13 protein-coding genes are annotated in these 15,677 nt (G+C 72.6%); 11 read left to right on the top strand and 2 right to left on the bottom strand.

Annotated features, from left to right (window positions below; all coding sequences use genetic code 11):
• Nucleotides 1-37: 37 nt before the first annotated feature.
• Nucleotides 38-670, top strand: a complete 633-nt coding sequence (locus tag Pta02_RS23955; RefSeq protein ID WP_203877166.1) for an IclR family transcriptional regulator — start codon at nucleotides 38-40, stop codon at nucleotides 668-670.
• Here the strand turns inward: Pta02_RS23955 and erm are convergent.
• Nucleotides 630-1,421 carry an ErmE/ErmH/ErmO/ErmR family 23S rRNA (adenine(2058)-N(6))-methyltransferase gene (erm, locus tag Pta02_RS23960; RefSeq protein WP_373872414.1) on the bottom strand — a complete coding sequence of 264 codons (792 nt, stop codon included), beginning with the start codon at nucleotides 1,419-1,421 and terminating at the stop codon, nucleotides 630-632. The genes Pta02_RS23955 and erm overlap by 41 nt on opposite strands.
• Before the next feature lie 406 nt (nucleotides 1,422-1,827).
• On the opposite strand from erm, the gene Pta02_RS23965 reads away from it, so the two are divergent.
• Both Pta02_RS23965 and Pta02_RS23970 read left to right on the top strand, forming a co-directional pair.
• Nucleotides 1,828-2,691 (top strand): alpha/beta fold hydrolase, encoded by an 864-nt coding sequence (locus Pta02_RS23965; RefSeq protein ID WP_203877226.1) that lies wholly within the window; start codon nucleotides 1,828-1,830, stop codon nucleotides 2,689-2,691.
• Between the two features lie 125 nt (nucleotides 2,692-2,816).
• Nucleotides 2,817-5,336 carry an ATP-binding protein gene (locus Pta02_RS23970; protein WP_239131200.1) on the top strand — a complete coding sequence of 840 codons (2,520 nt, stop codon included), beginning with the start codon at nucleotides 2,817-2,819 and terminating at the stop codon, nucleotides 5,334-5,336.
• A gap of 7 nt (nucleotides 5,337-5,343) precedes the next feature.
• On the opposite strand, the gene Pta02_RS23975 is transcribed toward Pta02_RS23970, so the two are convergent.
• The gene (locus Pta02_RS23975) at nucleotides 5,344-6,966 is read right to left on the bottom strand and encodes a histidine kinase N-terminal 7TM domain-containing diguanylate cyclase (protein WP_203877169.1); all 1,623 of its coding nucleotides are present in this window, start codon (nucleotides 6,964-6,966) and stop codon (nucleotides 5,344-5,346) included.
• A gap of 241 nt (nucleotides 6,967-7,207) precedes the next feature.
• On the opposite strand from Pta02_RS23975, the gene Pta02_RS23980 reads away from it, so the two are divergent.
• The 8 genes from Pta02_RS23980 to Pta02_RS24015 all read left to right on the top strand — a co-directional run bounded on the left by Pta02_RS23980 (nucleotide 7,208) and on the right by Pta02_RS24015 (nucleotide 15,538).
• Nucleotides 7,208-8,377 carry a homogentisate 1,2-dioxygenase gene (locus tag Pta02_RS23980; protein ID WP_203877170.1) on the top strand — a complete coding sequence of 390 codons (1,170 nt, stop codon included), beginning with the start codon at nucleotides 7,208-7,210 and terminating at the stop codon, nucleotides 8,375-8,377.
• A complete protein-coding gene (locus Pta02_RS23985; protein ID WP_239131188.1) occupies nucleotides 8,359-9,159 on the top strand; it encodes a hypothetical protein in 801 nt (266 codons plus the stop codon). Before Pta02_RS23980 ends, Pta02_RS23985 begins: the two co-directional genes overlap by 19 nt.
• On the top strand, nucleotides 9,156-10,301 hold the full coding sequence (gene fahA, locus Pta02_RS23990; RefSeq protein WP_203877171.1) for a fumarylacetoacetase: 1,146 nt from the start codon (nucleotides 9,156-9,158) through the stop codon (nucleotides 10,299-10,301). The genes Pta02_RS23985 and fahA overlap by 4 nt, the downstream gene beginning before the upstream one ends.
• Before the next feature lie 127 nt (nucleotides 10,302-10,428).
• On the top strand, nucleotides 10,429-11,568 hold the full coding sequence (locus Pta02_RS23995; RefSeq protein ID WP_239131189.1) for a L,D-transpeptidase: 1,140 nt from the start codon (nucleotides 10,429-10,431) through the stop codon (nucleotides 11,566-11,568).
• Nucleotides 11,569-11,667: 99 nt separating this feature from the next.
• The gene (locus Pta02_RS24000) at nucleotides 11,668-12,102 is read left to right on the top strand and encodes an NfeD family protein (protein ID WP_203877173.1); all 435 of its coding nucleotides are present in this window, start codon (nucleotides 11,668-11,670) and stop codon (nucleotides 12,100-12,102) included.
• A gap of 3 nt (nucleotides 12,103-12,105) precedes the next feature.
• Nucleotides 12,106-13,191, top strand: coding sequence for an SPFH domain-containing protein (locus Pta02_RS24005; RefSeq protein WP_203877174.1), 1,086 nt, complete (start codon nucleotides 12,106-12,108; stop codon nucleotides 13,189-13,191).
• A gap of 137 nt (nucleotides 13,192-13,328) precedes the next feature.
• Nucleotides 13,329-14,357 carry an L-threonine 3-dehydrogenase gene (tdh, locus tag Pta02_RS24010; RefSeq protein ID WP_203877175.1) on the top strand — a complete coding sequence of 343 codons (1,029 nt, stop codon included), beginning with the start codon at nucleotides 13,329-13,331 and terminating at the stop codon, nucleotides 14,355-14,357.
• Nucleotides 14,357-15,538: a glycine C-acetyltransferase gene (locus Pta02_RS24015; protein WP_203877228.1), complete on the top strand. Its 1,182-nt coding sequence runs from the start codon at nucleotides 14,357-14,359 to the stop codon at nucleotides 15,536-15,538. Before tdh ends, Pta02_RS24015 begins: the two co-directional genes overlap by 1 nt.
• Nucleotides 15,539-15,677 lie beyond the last annotated feature (139 nt).

Below are 15,677 nucleotides of genomic sequence, written 5' to 3' on the forward strand. Positions count from 1 at the left end.
TAATCGGAGGCATGCACCCCACCCCGCGGACGCGCTGATGGCGGCCGAGTCGTCGCAGACCCTGGAGCGCGGCCTGCGCCTGCTCCGCCTGCTCGCCGACGGCCACCGGGGGCGCACCCCCACGGAGCTGGCAGCCGAGCTGGGGCTGAGCCGGCCGGCGGTCTACCGCCTGCTCACCACGTTGCAGGAGGGGGGCTTCGTCCGCCGCGACGGCGACGGCCGCGTGCACCTCGGCTTCGGCGTGCTCGTCCTGGCGCGGGCCGTGCACCCCCTGCTCCGCGAGGGGGCGCTGCCGGCCCTGCGCCGGCTCGCCGAGGAGGTCGGCGCCACCGCCCACCTCACCATCGCCGAGGGCGACGACGGCCTCGCGGTGGCGGTGGTCGAGCCGACCTGGACCGACATGCACGTCGCCTACCGCGAGGGTTCCCGTCATCCCCTGACCAGGGGCGCCGCGGGCCTGGCCATCCTCGCCCTGCGGCGGGGGGGCACCGGCTACGTCGCCACCGAGGGCCAGCTCCAGGAGGGCGCCCACGGCATCGCCGCCCCGGTCCCCGGCCTGCCCTGGCTGGAGGCCTCCGTCGGTGTGATCTCGTTCACCCCCCTGGACCCGGAGACCGTCGGTCCCCGGCTCACCGCCGCCGCGACCGCCCTGTCCCGCTCGCTCGCCTGACCCCCTGCCCGGACTCCCCGGGCGAGTCGGGGGCGAGGCGGTCGAAGACGACGCGCCACTGGTCGGGGTGGACGTAGGCGACGACCGTGCCGGGGTCGAGGCCCGCGGCGGCGAAGGCCTCGTCGAGCGGGCCGGCCGGGTGGCGCGTCCGCAGGGTCGCGTACAGCGAGCGGCCGGGCCCGGTGAAGCCGTACTCGACGAAGGCGCGGTAACCGGGCAGGTCGGGCGCCTGCGCGCGGCGCTCGATCCGCAGGACGGCCGAGTCGACGGAGGGGACGGGCCGGAACGCCTCGCGGCCGACGCGGTCCGTCATCTCCCAGTCGTACCAGGGCCAGGTCCGCACGGTCAGCATGCTCCAGCGGCCGAAGCCGCCGGTGCGCTTGCGCGCGTACTCCTCCTGGGTGACCAGGGTGGCCGAGGTGAGCCCGGACGCCCGCAGGCACCAGTCGACGATCTTCGAGGTGATCGCGTAGGGGATGTTCCCCACGACCGCGAACGGCTCGCGCGGCACGGGGGCCTTCAGGAAGTCCCCCCGCACGACGCGGATGCGGGGATGGTCCCGCGTGCCGGCGGAGAGCCTGGCCGCCAGCCGGGGGTCGACCTCGTAGCCGATGACCCGGCCGCAGGTCCCGGCGAGCGCCCGGGTCAGGACGCCCTCCCCCGCGCCGGGTTCGAGGACCAGGTCGTGGTGGCCGGCGGCCTTGACCACGCGGTCCACGGTGTCGCCGTCGACGATGAAGTTCTGCGACAGGACGCGCCTGACCCGGTCGCGATCGGTTCCGCCGCCGGTTCCGCCGCCGCGGACACGGGCTTTCTTCTGGGTGTGGGAGTGGTTTCCGTGAGCGAATGAGTGCGCCACAGATATCGCCCTTTCGGGTCCGAGAGGAAATGGTCTCGGAAGGCCCGGGGCGCGAGTGGAGAAAGGCGTGCGTCCCTCTCTACCGGCCCGGGGCCGGGTGGAGGCGTATGCGGATGAACATCTGGGGCGCACGGCATATGACCGACATGCCGCTCACGCTAGAGGCCGCCGCGACGGCGGACAAACGGTTTTCCGGCCGGCGGGGCGCGACCGGCGTCCCCGGCGCGGTGCCGCCGTGCGCCGGGGGCGAACGCCCCGCGCCGGCCGGTCCGCCCGGCGGTAGGTTGCCGGCGTGACCATGATCGAGTGCAACGGGGTACGGCTGGCCTACGACGAGGCCGGGCGCGGGCCCGCGGTGGTGTTCTCGCACGCGGGGATAGCCGACCGGCGGATGTGGGAGCACCAGTTCCGGGCGCTGTCCGCCTCTCACCGGGTCATCCGCTACGACTGGCGCGGCTACGGCGAGTCCGCCGACGCCGAGGGCGGGTTCGCCCACCACGAGGATCTGCTGGCGTTGCTCGACGCGCTGGAGGTGGACCGGGCCGTGCTGGTCGGCTGCTCGATGGGCGGGTCCCACGCGGTGGAGGCCGCCCTGGCCGCGCCGGGCCGGGTGGCGGGCCTGGTGCCGATCGCCTCCGGCCTGGCCGGGCACGGGTGGCCGCCGGAGATGCTGGAGCAGGCGCGCGAGCGCGTGCACGGCTCCGTGCCCGCCGACCGGCTGAGCGCCTACCGCGACGGGAGCGCGGCCGCCGGTGCGCGCGTGGCGGTCGATCCCGCCGACGTGGAGGCGATGGCCCGGGCCCATGTCCTGTGGCAGGTCGCCGGTCCCGACCGGGGGAAGGACGACCTGGCCCCCGAGGTGTGGGAGGCGGCGATGGAGATGTGCCGGGGCGTCTTCACCCGGCTCTGGAACGGCCCGCCCTCGGCCGAACGGCTGCTCGACCCGCCGGCCGCCGGCCGCCTGGGCGAGGTGCGGCAGCCCACCTTGGTGATCAACGGCCTGTGCGACGTCCCGGGGATCCAGGCGGTGTCGGACCTGCTGGCCGGCGGCATCGCGGGGGCCCGCAGGATCGACCTGCCGCACACCGGCCACCTGCCGCCCCTGGAGCGCCCGCAGGAGGTCACCTCGGCCCTGACCGGCTTCCTGGCCGCCCTCTTCTGACCGGCGTCCCCCCGGACGACTGTCCGTTCTGCCCCCCTGACTGCATGAATGGATTGCCTTGTCCAAAGCTGGGCAGACACACCAGAGGCTGAGGAGTTCAGGGGGGAGACGGGGCCTTGACGACGGTGGACGCCGCTCGTGACTCGTGGCTGCGGATACTGCGCGCGACGGGCCTCCTCGACGTCTCGGAGACATACTCGCTGGACCGCCTGACCCGGCTGGCGGCCCGGCTCACCGGCGCGGCCGCCGCCTCGGTCGCCCTGGACGACCGGGACCGCCAGGTGATCGTCAGCGTGGCGGGGCCGGAGGGCCCGCTGCCGGTGCAGCGGGGGACGCACGTGGCCTCCGCCCTGTGCAGGCGCGTCATCGACACGGCGGCGCCCGTCGTCCTGGACGACACCCGATGGCATCATCAGGCCGTCCACGGACTGGAGGTGCGGGCCTACGCGGGCTTCCCGCTGCGCGCGGCCGACGGGGAGGTCCTGGGATCGATGTCGGTGATCGACACCGAACCCCGGCCGTGGAGCGCGCGGGAGCTGGAGGAGATCGGCGACCTCGCCACGGCGGTGGAGACGGAGCTCAGGCTGCGGCTGGCCCACGGCCGTTCCCTGATCGCGGCCACCCGGATGCGGGCCATCCTCGACCACACCCCCGAGGCCCTCGTCTCGATCGACGCCGACGGGACGGTGACGGGCTGGAACGCCGCCTCCGCCAGGTTGTTCGGCTGGTCGGCCGAGGAGGCCCTCGGCCGGGACCTCGCCGAGCTGGTCGTCTCCCGCCGGTCCCGGCACCTCTACTACCAGAGCCTGCGGCGGGTGCGTTCGGCCGGGAGGCCGGCCGAGGCGGGGAACCGGACGGAGCTGATCGCCGTCGACAGGGACGGGCGGGAGCTCCCCGTGGAGATGAGCCTGCAGGTCAACGCCGAGTACGGCGAGCCGGTGTTCCACGCGTTCCTGTACGACCTCAGCGCCCGCCGCCGGGCCGAGACGCTCCGCGAGGCCCAGCACGCCGTGACGCGGGCGCTGGCCAACGCCGGGTCCGCCGAGCACTCCGCGACGGGCACGGTCAGCGCGGTCGCCGAGACGCTGGGCTGGGCCTGCGGGGAGTACTGGCGCGTCGACCCCGACGAGAACGGCATCACCCGCGTCTACTCCTGGACCAGGCCGGACCTCGACCTGTCCGCGTTCGTCGAGGGCGAGCCGGCCACCCTGCGCCCCGGGGAGGGGCTGCCCGGGGCGGCGTGGGCGAGCGGCCACGACATCTGGATCTCCGACCTGTCCGGCGACCCCCGCGACTTCCTGCACAGGGGCGCCGCGCTGAAGGAAGGGCTGCGCACCGCCATCGGCCTGCCGGTGCGCAGCGGCAGGCATGTGCTCGGGGTCCTCACCTTCTACGACCAGGCGGTCCAGGAGCCCGACGACGACCTCGTGGCCATGCTCGACGGCGTCGGCGCCCATCTCGGCCGCTACAAGGAACGCCGCCGCGCCGAGGAGCTGTCCCTGGCCCTGGCCGCCAGCCAGCGCCACCTCGACCGCATCGTCTCCCAGCTCAACGACTTCGTGTGGACCTTCGAGGTCGGCGACGACCGCACCCTCCAGACGGTCTACACCAGCCATCCCGAAAGCTCCGGCGTGTTCGGCATCCTGGCCTCGCACGACGCCGAGGTCATCATGGAGACGGTGGCCCGTCACATCCATCCCGACGACCTGCCCGCCTTCACCGCCTACCGCGAGACGCTCGCCGCCGGGATGGCCGCGGAGTTCGAATGCCGCATCACCGGCCTCGACGGCGAGCTCCACTGGGTCTGGACGCGCGCGGTGCCCCGCCACCAGGACGGCCGCCTGTTCATCGACGGCATCAGCACCGACGTCACCGAGCGCCATCAGCTCGTCGACGAGCGCGAGCGCCTGCTGGCCCAGGAGCAGCAGCAGGTGCGCCGGCTGCAGGATCTCGACCGGATGAAGGACGAGCTCGTCGCCGTGGTCAGCCACGAGCTGCGCAGTCCCATCGGAGCCATCCGGGGCTACGCCGAGATGCTCATGGACGACCCCGGCCTCGCCGGGGAGCACCGCGCGTTCGTCGACGTCATCGACCGCAAGAGCGCGCACCTGCAACGCCTCGTCGACGACCTGCTGGACCTGGCGCGCTTCGACGCCGGGCACATCGGCCTGGACATCCGGCCGCTCTCCCTGGAGCAGCTGGTGCGCCAGGCCCTCGACGAGCACCGGCCCGCCGCCGCCGCCAAGCGGATCGTCCTGGACGCCGCCCTCGCCCCCGGCCTGACCGTGCACGCCGATCCGGTACGGCTGCGCCAGGTGCTCGACAACCTGCTGTCCAACGCGATCCGGTACACCCCGGAGGACGGCGTCGTCACCGTCACCTCCGGCGAGGAGGACGACTGCGCCACCGTCATCGTCGCCGACACCGGCATCGGCATCCCCGCCGAGCAGTACCCGCGGCTGTTCGACCGCTTCTTCCGCGCCTCCACCGCCCTGGAGTCGGGCGTCAAGGGCACCGGCCTGGGCCTGGCCATCACCAAGGCGATCGTCGACGCGCACGGCGGCGTCATCGAGGCCTGCCCCGGCCGGGAACGCGGCACCGTCTTCACCGTGCGCCTGCCCGCCACCGCCGCGGCGAAGGACTGAGCCGGGCTCAGGCCGCCTCGCCCGGACCGGCCTCCAGAGCGCGCGGCGGGTGGGCGGCGGCGAGCTCGACCCGGTCGCGTCCCAGCCGCTTGGCCTCGTACAGCGCCCGGTCGGCCGCCCTGAGCAGGTCCCTGGGGCCCTGCCCCGGCGCCAGGGCGGCGACGCCGGCGCTGAAGGTGACCGGCAGGGAGTGCCCCTCGGCCTCGGCCGGGGTCCGGCCCGTCCGGCGGCGCAGGTCGTCGAGCCGGGCGCGGGCGTCCTCGGCGCCGGCCCCGGGCAGCAGGAGCACGAACTCCTCCCCGCCGTAGCGGACGACCACGTCCCCGTGGCGGACCTCTCCGGCCAGCAGCCCGGCGACGTGGGTCAGGACGACGTCGCCGGCGTCGTGCCCGTAGGTGTCGTTGATGCGCTTGAAGTGGTCGACGTCGACGAGCGCCAGGCTCAGCGACGTCCCCTCCGCGGCGGCCCGCGGGATCTCGCGGGCCAGGACCTCCATGAGGTGGCGGCGGTTGTACAGGCCGGTCAGCGTGTCCCGCACGGCCTGCTCGGCCAGGTCGGCGCGGAGCGCCTCGATCGTCTCCAGTTGCTCGCGCAGCCGTGCGTTGGACTCCTCGGCCTCGCGGCGGCGGCGGTTGGCCTCGGTGATGTCCCGGGCGACCAGCGCCCAGCCGATGCAATGGCCGCGGCGGTCGTGCAGCGGGCTGATGCGCAGGTGCAGGTCGACGCCCCGGCCCAGCACGTCCGTCAGGGTCTGCTCGGTGTCGGCGTTCTCGGCCAGGACGAAGTCGAGCCCCAGGGACTCGGCGATCGGCGTCCCGCTCGGCCGCTCCGGCAGCCCGGCCCTGCGCAGCAGGGCGCGGGCGGAGGCGTTGATGTTGAGGATCCGCCCGGACCGGTCGATCACGGCGACCACGTCGCTGATCGTGTCGAAGACCTGCCGGTAGGCCACCGGGATCTGCTGGGGCAGCGACTTGAGCATCGCCCCGTAGGCGATGATCAGCGAGCCGGCCAGCCCGATCGCGGTCAGGTCCACGATCCTGACGGGCAGCGACATGGCCACGACGTTGGCCACGATCGGCGGGACGAACGCGGTCAGCGTCCAGCCGTGCAGTTCGCGCTGCCCCCGGGGCGCCTGCCACAGTGCGCGGACCACCAGCACCGTGCCGGCCGACAGCAGCACGTAGAGGTAGACCATGTGCGCCCAATAGGCCGGGCCCGTGACAGGCAGGATCGTCCCCGCGGCACCGGCCGGCTCGAAGCCCGCGAAGAACAGGCCGTGCCAGGGATCGGTCAGCATCAGGCCCGCCGCGAGCAGGGGTTCGGTCGCCAGCAGCAGGACGGCCCGCCGGTGCACCCGCCAGGAACGGTCCGCGACGATCTTCGACAGGCAGAAGACGGGCGCCACGACGGCGGACGCCAGGAGGGTCGAGGCGATCGCGACCGGCCGCGCGACGGCGGGGTCCGCCGTCAGGGTGTGGACCAGGTTCAGTACGGCGAGCACAGCGGTCATCGCCCCCGTGAGGGCGTTCACGCCGGTCAGCGGAGATCGTTCCGGCCTGACCAGGTGGACGGCCGTCACCGCGACGGCGACGACGGCCGACAGCGCGAACGCGAGGGCGAGGGGCAGCACCGCAGGCTTCTCCCTTCACTCTCCGTGACCGTTCCGGCGCTCGATGTGTCCCCCTATCGGCGCGCGGGCCGCCCGGTTGAGCACAAGAGGGACGCCGATCGCGGGACGCGCCGTACCGGCCCGACCGGGCCCGGGTGTGACGACCCGCGCCCTGAGGTTTGACATCCCCTCGCGCGTAACAGATGGTTGTTCGTATAGAGGACACAAGTGTCCGTTAATCGGACGAGCGTGGGAGAAGCAGATGCCGTACTACCGCGTCGTGGGAGAGGTACCCCGTAAGCGACACGTCCAGTTCCGGCGGCCCGACGGCGGTCTTTACGCCGAGGAGCTGATGGGCGAGGAGGGCTTCTCCAGCGACTCCTCGCTCCTGTACCACCGGTACCTCCCCACCGCGATCATCAAGGCCGAGGCGGTCGAGCCCTCCGCGGCCTCGGTCCTGACCCCCAACCTGCCGCTCTCCCCCCGCCACTTCCGCACCCAGGACCTCCCCTCGGGCGGCGACCTGGTCACCGGCCGCGGGCTGCTGGCGGGCAACGCCGACGTCCGCATGTCGTACGTCGCCACCGAGACCCCCAGCGAGCTCTACCGCAACTCCATGGGCGACGAGTGCGTCTACATCGCGAGCGGCCGGGTCGTGTTCGAGTCGACCTACGGCGCACTGGAGGCCGGCGAGGGCGACTACGTCGTCGTCCCGACCGGGACGATCCACCGCTGGGTGCCGCGGGGCCGGGTGACGGCCTTCGTCATCGAGGCCGCCGGGCACATCCGCCCGCCCAAGCGCTATCTGTCGAAGTACGGCCAGTTCCTGGAGCACGCCCCCTACTGCGAGCGCGACCTGCGCACCCCGCAGGAGCCGCTGACCGTCGAGGGCGAGGAGGTGCCGGTGCTGGTCCGCACGCGCGGCGGGCTGACCCGGCTGGTCTACCGCAACCACCCCTTCGACGTGGTCGGCTGGGACGGCTGCCTGTACCCCTACGCCTTCAACATCGACGACTTCGAGCCCATCGTGAAGGGCATCCACGCCCCGCCGCCGGTCCACCAGACCTTCGAGGGCCCGAACTTCGTGATCTGCTCCTTCTGCCCGCGGCCGCTGGACTTCCACCCCGAGGCCGTGCCGATCCCGTACAACCACCACAACGTCGACTCCGACGAGCTGATGTTCTACGCGGGCGGCGACTACAGCGCGCGCAAGGGCTCCGGCATCGACGTCGGCTCGATCTCGCTGCACCCGGCCGGGTTCACCCACGGCCCGCAGCCCGGCGCCGTCGAGGCGGTCATCGAGGCCGTACGGCAGGGGCACACCCGCACCAACGAACTGGCCGTGATGGTGGACACCTTCCGGCCCCTGGACCTGGGCCCCGCGGGGCTGTCGGTGGAGGACCCCGCCTACGCGTGGACGTGGGCGCGATGAACCTCTTCCACGACCTCGTCGACGACGCGGGACTGTTCCCGCCCACCGCCCTGCCGATGGCCGAGGCGCTGGAGCGGCACCGGGCCGACCTGATGAAGGCCGACCCCGTCCTCACCCACCGCTTCCTGTGCCCGGCCAGCCGGCTGCCCGCGCTCCGCGCCACCCTCACCTTCCCGATCAGGCTCGGGCTGATCCTCGACACCCCGGAGCTGCCGCCGCTCGGAGGCCTGGACGTCGAGCTGGTCGAGATCCCCGGCGCCCGCTTCGAGACGCCCGCCGGGCGCGTCGAGGTGCCCGGCGGGCGGGGCGGCCCGCTCGACGTGAAGGCCCGCCAGTTCGTCGAGGTCACCGCCGCCCGGCTGCCCGTCCGCCTCCCGCCGGGGACCGGCCTGAAGATCCGGTGCGGCGGCCTGTCCGCGGAGGCCTTCCCCGGCGCCCACGACCTGGGCGCATTCATCGCCCACTGCGCGGACAACGACATCCCGTTCAAGGCCACCGCCGGGCTGCACCACGCGGTCCGGCACTTCGACCCGGCGCTCGGCGTCGACCGGCACGGCTTCCTCAACCTCGTCCTGGCGGTCTGCGAGGCTGTCGAGGGGCGCGACCCGGTGCCGGTGCTCAAGCTGACCGACGTGGGAGAACTGGTACGGCGGGCGGGAGCCGTGTCCCCGGAGACCGTCCGGCGGGCCAGGGAACTGCTGGTGTCGTACGGCTCGTGCAGCACGAGCACCCCGATCGAGGACCTGCGCGCCCTCGGGCTGATCAAGGAGGACGACCGATGACCGCGAGCCCCTGGGGCCTGGACAACCTGCCCTACGGGGTCTTCACCCGGACCGGGGGCGAGACTCCGCGCGTGGGCGTCCGGTACGGCGACCACGTGCTCGACCTGGCGGGGGCGCTGCACGACGAGGTGTTCGCCACCGGATCGCTCAACGCCTTCATGGCCAGGGGCGCGGCGGCGTGGCGGGACACCCGCGCGCTGATCCGCAACAAGCTGGGCACCGACCCGGCGGCCGTCGGGCCGCACCTGATCCCGCTCGACCGGGTCACCATGCACCTGCCGATCGAGGTCGCCGACTACGTCGACTTCTACTGCTCCCTGGAGCACGCCTCCAACCTGGGCCGGATGTTCCGCCCCGACGACGAGCCGCTGAAGCCGAACTGGCGGCACCTGCCGGTGGGCTACCACGGCAGGGCCGGGACCGTCGTGCTCTCCGGCACCCCGATCACCCGCCCGTCGGGCCAGCGGGGCGCCGGGGTCTTCGGGCCCTCGGCCAAACTGGACATCGAGGCGGAGCTCGGCTTCGTCGTCGGCACGCCGTCCCCGCTGGGCGGCCGCCCGGGCCGGTTCGAGGACCACGTCTTCGGTGTGACGTTGGTCAACGACTGGAGTGCGCGCGACATCCAGGCGTGGGAGTACGTCCCGCTCGGGCCTTTTCTCGGTAAGTCATTCGCGACCTCCGTCTCCCCGTGGATCACGCCGCTGGAGGCGCTCACCCATGCGCGCGTGCCCGGTCGCGAGCAGGATCCCGAACCGCTGGAGTACCTGCGCCGCGGCGAGCCCTGGGGCCTGGACCTGGCCCTGGAGGTCAGCCTGAACGGGGAGGTCGTCTCGCGCCCGCCGTACCGCGAGATGTACTGGACGCCCGACCAGATGCTCGCCCACATGACCGTCAACGGCGCGTCTCTGCGGGTCGGCGACCTGTACGCCAGCGGCACGGTCTCCGGGCCCGAGGCGGGGCAGCGGGGCTCGCTCATCGAGCTGACCTGGAACGGAACCGAGCCGATCAAACTGTCCGACGGGTCGGTGCGGACCTTCCTGGAGGACGGCGACACCGTCACGATCACCGCCACCGCCCCGGGGCCCGGCGGCGGGTCGATCGCCCTGGGAGAGGTGTCGGGAACCGTCCGTCCTGCGAGGTAGGTCCGCGATGTGACTCGGCGTGCTTAGCGCATCACGGAGCGCTAATCTTGGCAGCCGACTGTTCGCGAACCCCCGGAGGCAGGAAGCGATGCGGCGCGCCGCGGCCCCTCTCACCATCCTTCTTCTCGTGCTCTGCCTGACCGGATGCCCTCCGGCCGCACCCGGCGGCGACCGGGCGCCGGAGGCGGTCAGGCCCGCGGTGCGGATCGACCCGCAGCCGGGCTCGGAGCGGGCCCCGACCGGGCGGGGCCTGACCGTCCAGGCCAGCGCGGGCACGCTGACCGGGGTGGCCGTCTACGCGGGCGACACCCCGGTGCCGGGCCGCTTCGACTCCACCAGGACCGTCTGGCGCTCCGAGCGGCCCCTGGACCCCGGCCGGCACTACTCCGTCAGCGCCACCGCCACCGGCGCGGACGGCACCTCGGCCAGCGCCGCCGGCCGGTTCCGCACCCTCACCCCCAAGCAGACCTTCCAGATCGCGTCCGTCACCCCGGAGCCCGGCGAGACCGTGGGCGTGGGCATGCCGATCATCGTCGACTTCGACGTCCCCGTGCGCGAGAAGGCGGCCGTCGAGCAGGCCCTGGAGGTGCGCGCCGCGACGCCCGTGGAGGGCGCCTGGCGCTGGGCCGGCGACACCCGGGTGATCTACCGGCCCCGCCACCACTGGCCGGTCGGCGCGCAGGTCGGCCTCACCGCGCACCTGTCCGGCGTGCGCGCCGCCAAGGGCGTGTACGGCACGGCCGATCGCGCCGTGCGCTTCACCGTCGGGCGCGAGCAGATCAGCACCATCGACACCGAGACCCACCAGATGGTGGTGCGCCGCGACGGCGAGATCGTCCAGCGCATGGCGATCAGCGCGGGCACGGCCACCACCAGGGAGTACACCACGACGAGCGGCTATCACCTGACCATGGACAAGGCCAATCCGGTGCGCATGGTCTCCCCGAACCGCCGCGAGGGGGACCCCGGCTACTACGACGTCATGATCGGCCATGCCGTGCGCATCTCCAACAGCGGCGAGTACGTCCACGCCAAGGACAACGTCTGGGCCCAGGGCCGCATGAACGTCAGCCACGGCTGCGTCAACGCCCGCCCCGACCAGGCCGAGTGGTTCTACGACACCTCGCTGCGCGGCGACCCGGTGATCATCCGCGGCACCGACCGCGAGCTCGAATGGGACAACGGCTGGGGCTACTGGCAGCTCTCCTGGGACGACTGGCGCAAGGGCAGCGCCCTGTATTCCGACCTCCCCGCCAACCTCCGGTAACCGGGCGCACGGCGGCCCTGACAGCCGAGACGGGCGCGACATACGGTGGAGGGGAACCTCCCGGACGCCGGGCCCGTTGCACTGGTAGGAGGGCCGAGCATGGATGATTGGGTCATCTGGTTGATCCTCGCGGTGGTCCTCGGCGTCGCCGAGATATTCACCCTCACCACCGCCCTCGGCCTGCTCGCGGGCGCCTCCCTGTTCGCCGCCCTCTCCGCCGTGATCGGACTTCCCGTCCCCCTCCAGCTGCTCGTCTTCTCCGGGTCCCTCGTCGCCGGGGTCGCCGTGGTCCGCCCCATCGCCAAACGGCACATGCTGCGGCCCCCGCCGGCCCAGCGGTTCGGCGTGCAGGCGCTGGTGGGCAAGACGGCCTACGTGACCAGCGAGGTCACCGGCCGCGACGGCCGCATCAGACTCGCCGGCGAGGAGTGGTCGGCCAGGGCCTACGACGAGACCCTGGTGATCCCGGAGGGGGCGACCGTCGACGTCATAGAGATCGAGGGCGCGACCGCCCTCGTATATCCCAGGGAGTGACCCATGGACCCGTTGCTGGTCGTCGGCATCCTCATCGTCCTGTTCGCCTTCTTCACGGTCATGAGATCGGTGCGGATCGTTCCCCAGGCCCGTGCCAGGAACGTCGAGCGGCTCGGCCGCTACCACCGGACGCTCCAGCCCGGACTGAGCTTCGTCATCCCCTACATCGACCGGGTCTACCCGATGATCGATCTACGCGAGCAGGTCGTCTCCTTCCGCCCGCAGCCGGTGATCACCGAGGACAACCTCGTCGTCGAGATCGACACCGTGCTCTACTTCCAGGTCACCGACCCGCGCGCGGCGGCCTACGAGATCGCCAACTACATCCAGGCGATCGAGCAGCTGACGGTCACCACCCTGCGCAACGTCATCGGCTCGATGGATCTGGAGATGACGCTCACCTCGCGTGACACGATCAACAGCCAGCTGCGGGGCGTGCTCGACGAGGCGACCGGCAAGTGGGGCATCCGGGTCAACCGGGTCGAGATCAAGGCCATCGACCCGCCGAAGACCATCAAGGACGCGATGGAGAAGCAGATGCGCGCCGAGCGGGACAAGCGCGCCGCCATCCTCAACGCCGAGGGCCAGCGCCAGTCGCAGATCCTCACCGCCGAGGGCGACAAGCAGAGCGCCATCCTGCGCGCCGAGGGCGAGCGCAGCGCGGCCATCCTCAAGGCGCAGGGCCAGGCGCAGGCCATCGACGAGGTCTTCCAGTCCGTGCACCGCAACGACCCCGACCCCAAACTGCTGGCCTACCAGTACCTCCAGGTGCTCCCCGAACTGGCCAAGGGCCAGGGCAACACCTTCTGGGTCATCCCCAGCGAGGTCACCTCCGCCCTGCAGGGCGTCTCCAAGGCCTTCACCGAGTCCCTCCCCCGCTCCTCCGCCACCCGCGAGCCGTCCGGGGAGGACCGGTCCACCGCCGCCAAGGAGGCCGCCCAGGCCGAACGGGCCGCCGCCGAGGCGGTCGCCGAGGCGGCCGAGACCGACACCGGCCCCCGCCAGCTCGGCCCCGGCCCCGCCACCCCCGACGCCCTCGCCGACCTGGAGCGCCGGCACGACAACCGGCACGACACCGCCCAGCCCTGACCGCGCTCCCGCACTCTCCCGATCCCGCCCGCGCCGACCGTGAAGCCGAGCTGTGGGCGGGATTAAGAAAACCGCGATGGACTCATCCCGGATCGACCGGGCACAGTGCGTAGGGTCGCACTGAGGGGGAATCCGAGATGAAAGCGCTGGTCAAGGCCGAAGCCCGGCCGGGTCTGCAGCTGCTGGAGGTACCCGAGCCCGAGGTCGGGCCCGGCGAGGTGCTGATCAAGGTGCTGCGCACCGGGATCTGCGGCACCGACCTGCACATCCGCAACTTCGACGCCTGGGCGCGCCACACCCTGAAGCTCCCGCTGATCGTGGGGCACGAGTTCAGCGGCCAGGTCGTCGAGGTGGCGCCGGGGGTGGAGGACATCGCCGTCGGCGACCTGGTCAGCGGCGAGGGGCACCTGGTGTGCGGCAAGTGCCGCAACTGCATGGCGGGCCGGCGCCACCTGTGCCGCAACACCGTCGGTCTCGGGGTGAACCGCGACGGCGCCTTCGCCGAGTACCTGACGCTCCCGGCCTCCAACGTGTGGGTGCACAGGGTGCCGGTCGACCCCGACATCGCCGCGATCTTCGACCCGTTCGGCAACGCCGTGCACACCGCCCTGTCGTTCCCCACGGTCGGCGAGGACGTGCTGATCGCCGGCGCCGGGCCGATCGGGCTGATGGCCGCGGCGGTGGCCACGCACACCGGCGCGCGCAACGTGGTCATCACCGACGTCAGCCCCGAGCGCCTGGCCATCGCCGACAAGCTCGGGGTCAGCCTGGCGCTGAACGTGGCCGAGACCTCCATCGCCGAGGGCATGGAGCGGCTCGGCATGCGCGAGGGCTTCGACGTGGGGCTGGAGATGTCCGGCAACCCGCAGGCCCTCCGCGACATGATCGCGAACATGACCCACGGCGGGAAGATCGCCATGCTGGGGCTGCCCGCCGAGGAGTTCGCCGTCGACTTCGCCACGGTCGTGACCTCGATGATCACCATCAAGGGCGTCTACGGGCGGGAGATGTTCGAGACGTGGTACGCCATGTCGGTGCTCCTGGAGAAGGGCCTCGACCTGTCCCCCGTCATCACCGACCGCTTCTCCCACCGCGACTTCGAGGCGGCCTTCGACACCGCCGCGAGCGGCACGACCGGCAAGATCATCATGGATTGGACGGCCTGATGTTCGACGACATCCGCGACGACCTGCGCGCCACCCTCGACGAGATCGCCTCCGCGGGCCTGCTCAAGCCGGAGCGGGTCATCACCACCCCGCAGCGGGCCGGCATCGCCGTCACCGCCGCGGGCGGGCCCCTTGAGGTGCTGAACTTCTGCGCCAACAACTACCTGGGCCTGGCCGACCACCCCGAGCTGGTGACCGCCGCCAAGGAGGCGCTGGACCGCTGGGGCTTCGGCATGGCCTCGGTGCGCTTCATCTGCGGCACCCAGGAGGTGCACAAGGAGCTGGAGACGCGGCTGGCGCAGTTCCTCGGCCAGGAGGACACCGTCCTGTACAGCTCGTGCTTCGACGCCAACGGCGGGGTGTTCGAGACCCTGCTCGACGACCGCGACGCGGTGATCTCCGACGCGCTCAACCACGCGAGCATCATCGACGGCATCCGGCTGTGCAAGGCCCGCCGCCTGCGCTACGCCAACCGCGACATGGCCGAACTGGAGGCCCGGCTCAAGGAGGCCGCCGACGCCCGGCGCAAGCTGATCGTCACCGACGGCGTGTTCTCCATGGACGGCTACTTCGCCCCGCTGGACGAGATCTGCGACCTGGCCGAGCGCCACGGCGCCATGGTCATGGTCGACGACTCGCACGCGGTCGGCTTCATCGGCGAGGGCGGCGCGGGCACCCCCGAGCTGTACGGCGTGCGCGACCGGGTCGACATCATCACCGGCACGCTCGGCAAGGCGCTCGGCGGGGCGAGCGGCGGCTACACGGCGGCCCGCAAGGAGATCTGCGAGCTGCTGCGCCAGCGCTCGCGCCCCTACCTGTTCTCCAACTCCCTCGCCCCGGTGATCGCCGCCACCTCGCTGCGCGTCCTGGACATGATCAGCGGCTCCAGCGAGGCCCGCGAGCGGCTGCGCGCCAACACCGAGCGCTTCCGCACGAAGATGACCGAGGCGGGCTTCGACCTCCTGCCCGGCCACCACCCCATCGTCCCGGTGATGATCGGCGACGCGGCCCAGGCCGGAGCGATGGCCGATCGCCTGCTCGAACAGGGCATCTACGTGATCGGCTTCTCCCACCCGGTGGTCCCGCACGGCCAGGCCCGCATCCGGGTCCAGCTCTCGGCGGCCCACTCCGCCGAGGACGTCGACCGGGCCGTGGAGGCGTTCGTCACCGCCCGGGGATAGCCGCCGGGGAACGGCGCTTCGGAGCCCGGGGGCAGCCGTCCGTGAACGGCGCCCGGGAACGGCGCCCGGGAACGACGTCCGGGAACGACGTCCGGGAACGACGTCCGGCTCCGGCCGGTGAATCGCGAGAGAGCACCGG

This window comes from Paraplanobispora takensis (assembly GCF_016863195.1).
Lineage (GTDB): Bacteria > Actinomycetota > Actinomycetes > Streptosporangiales > Streptosporangiaceae > Planobispora > Planobispora takensis.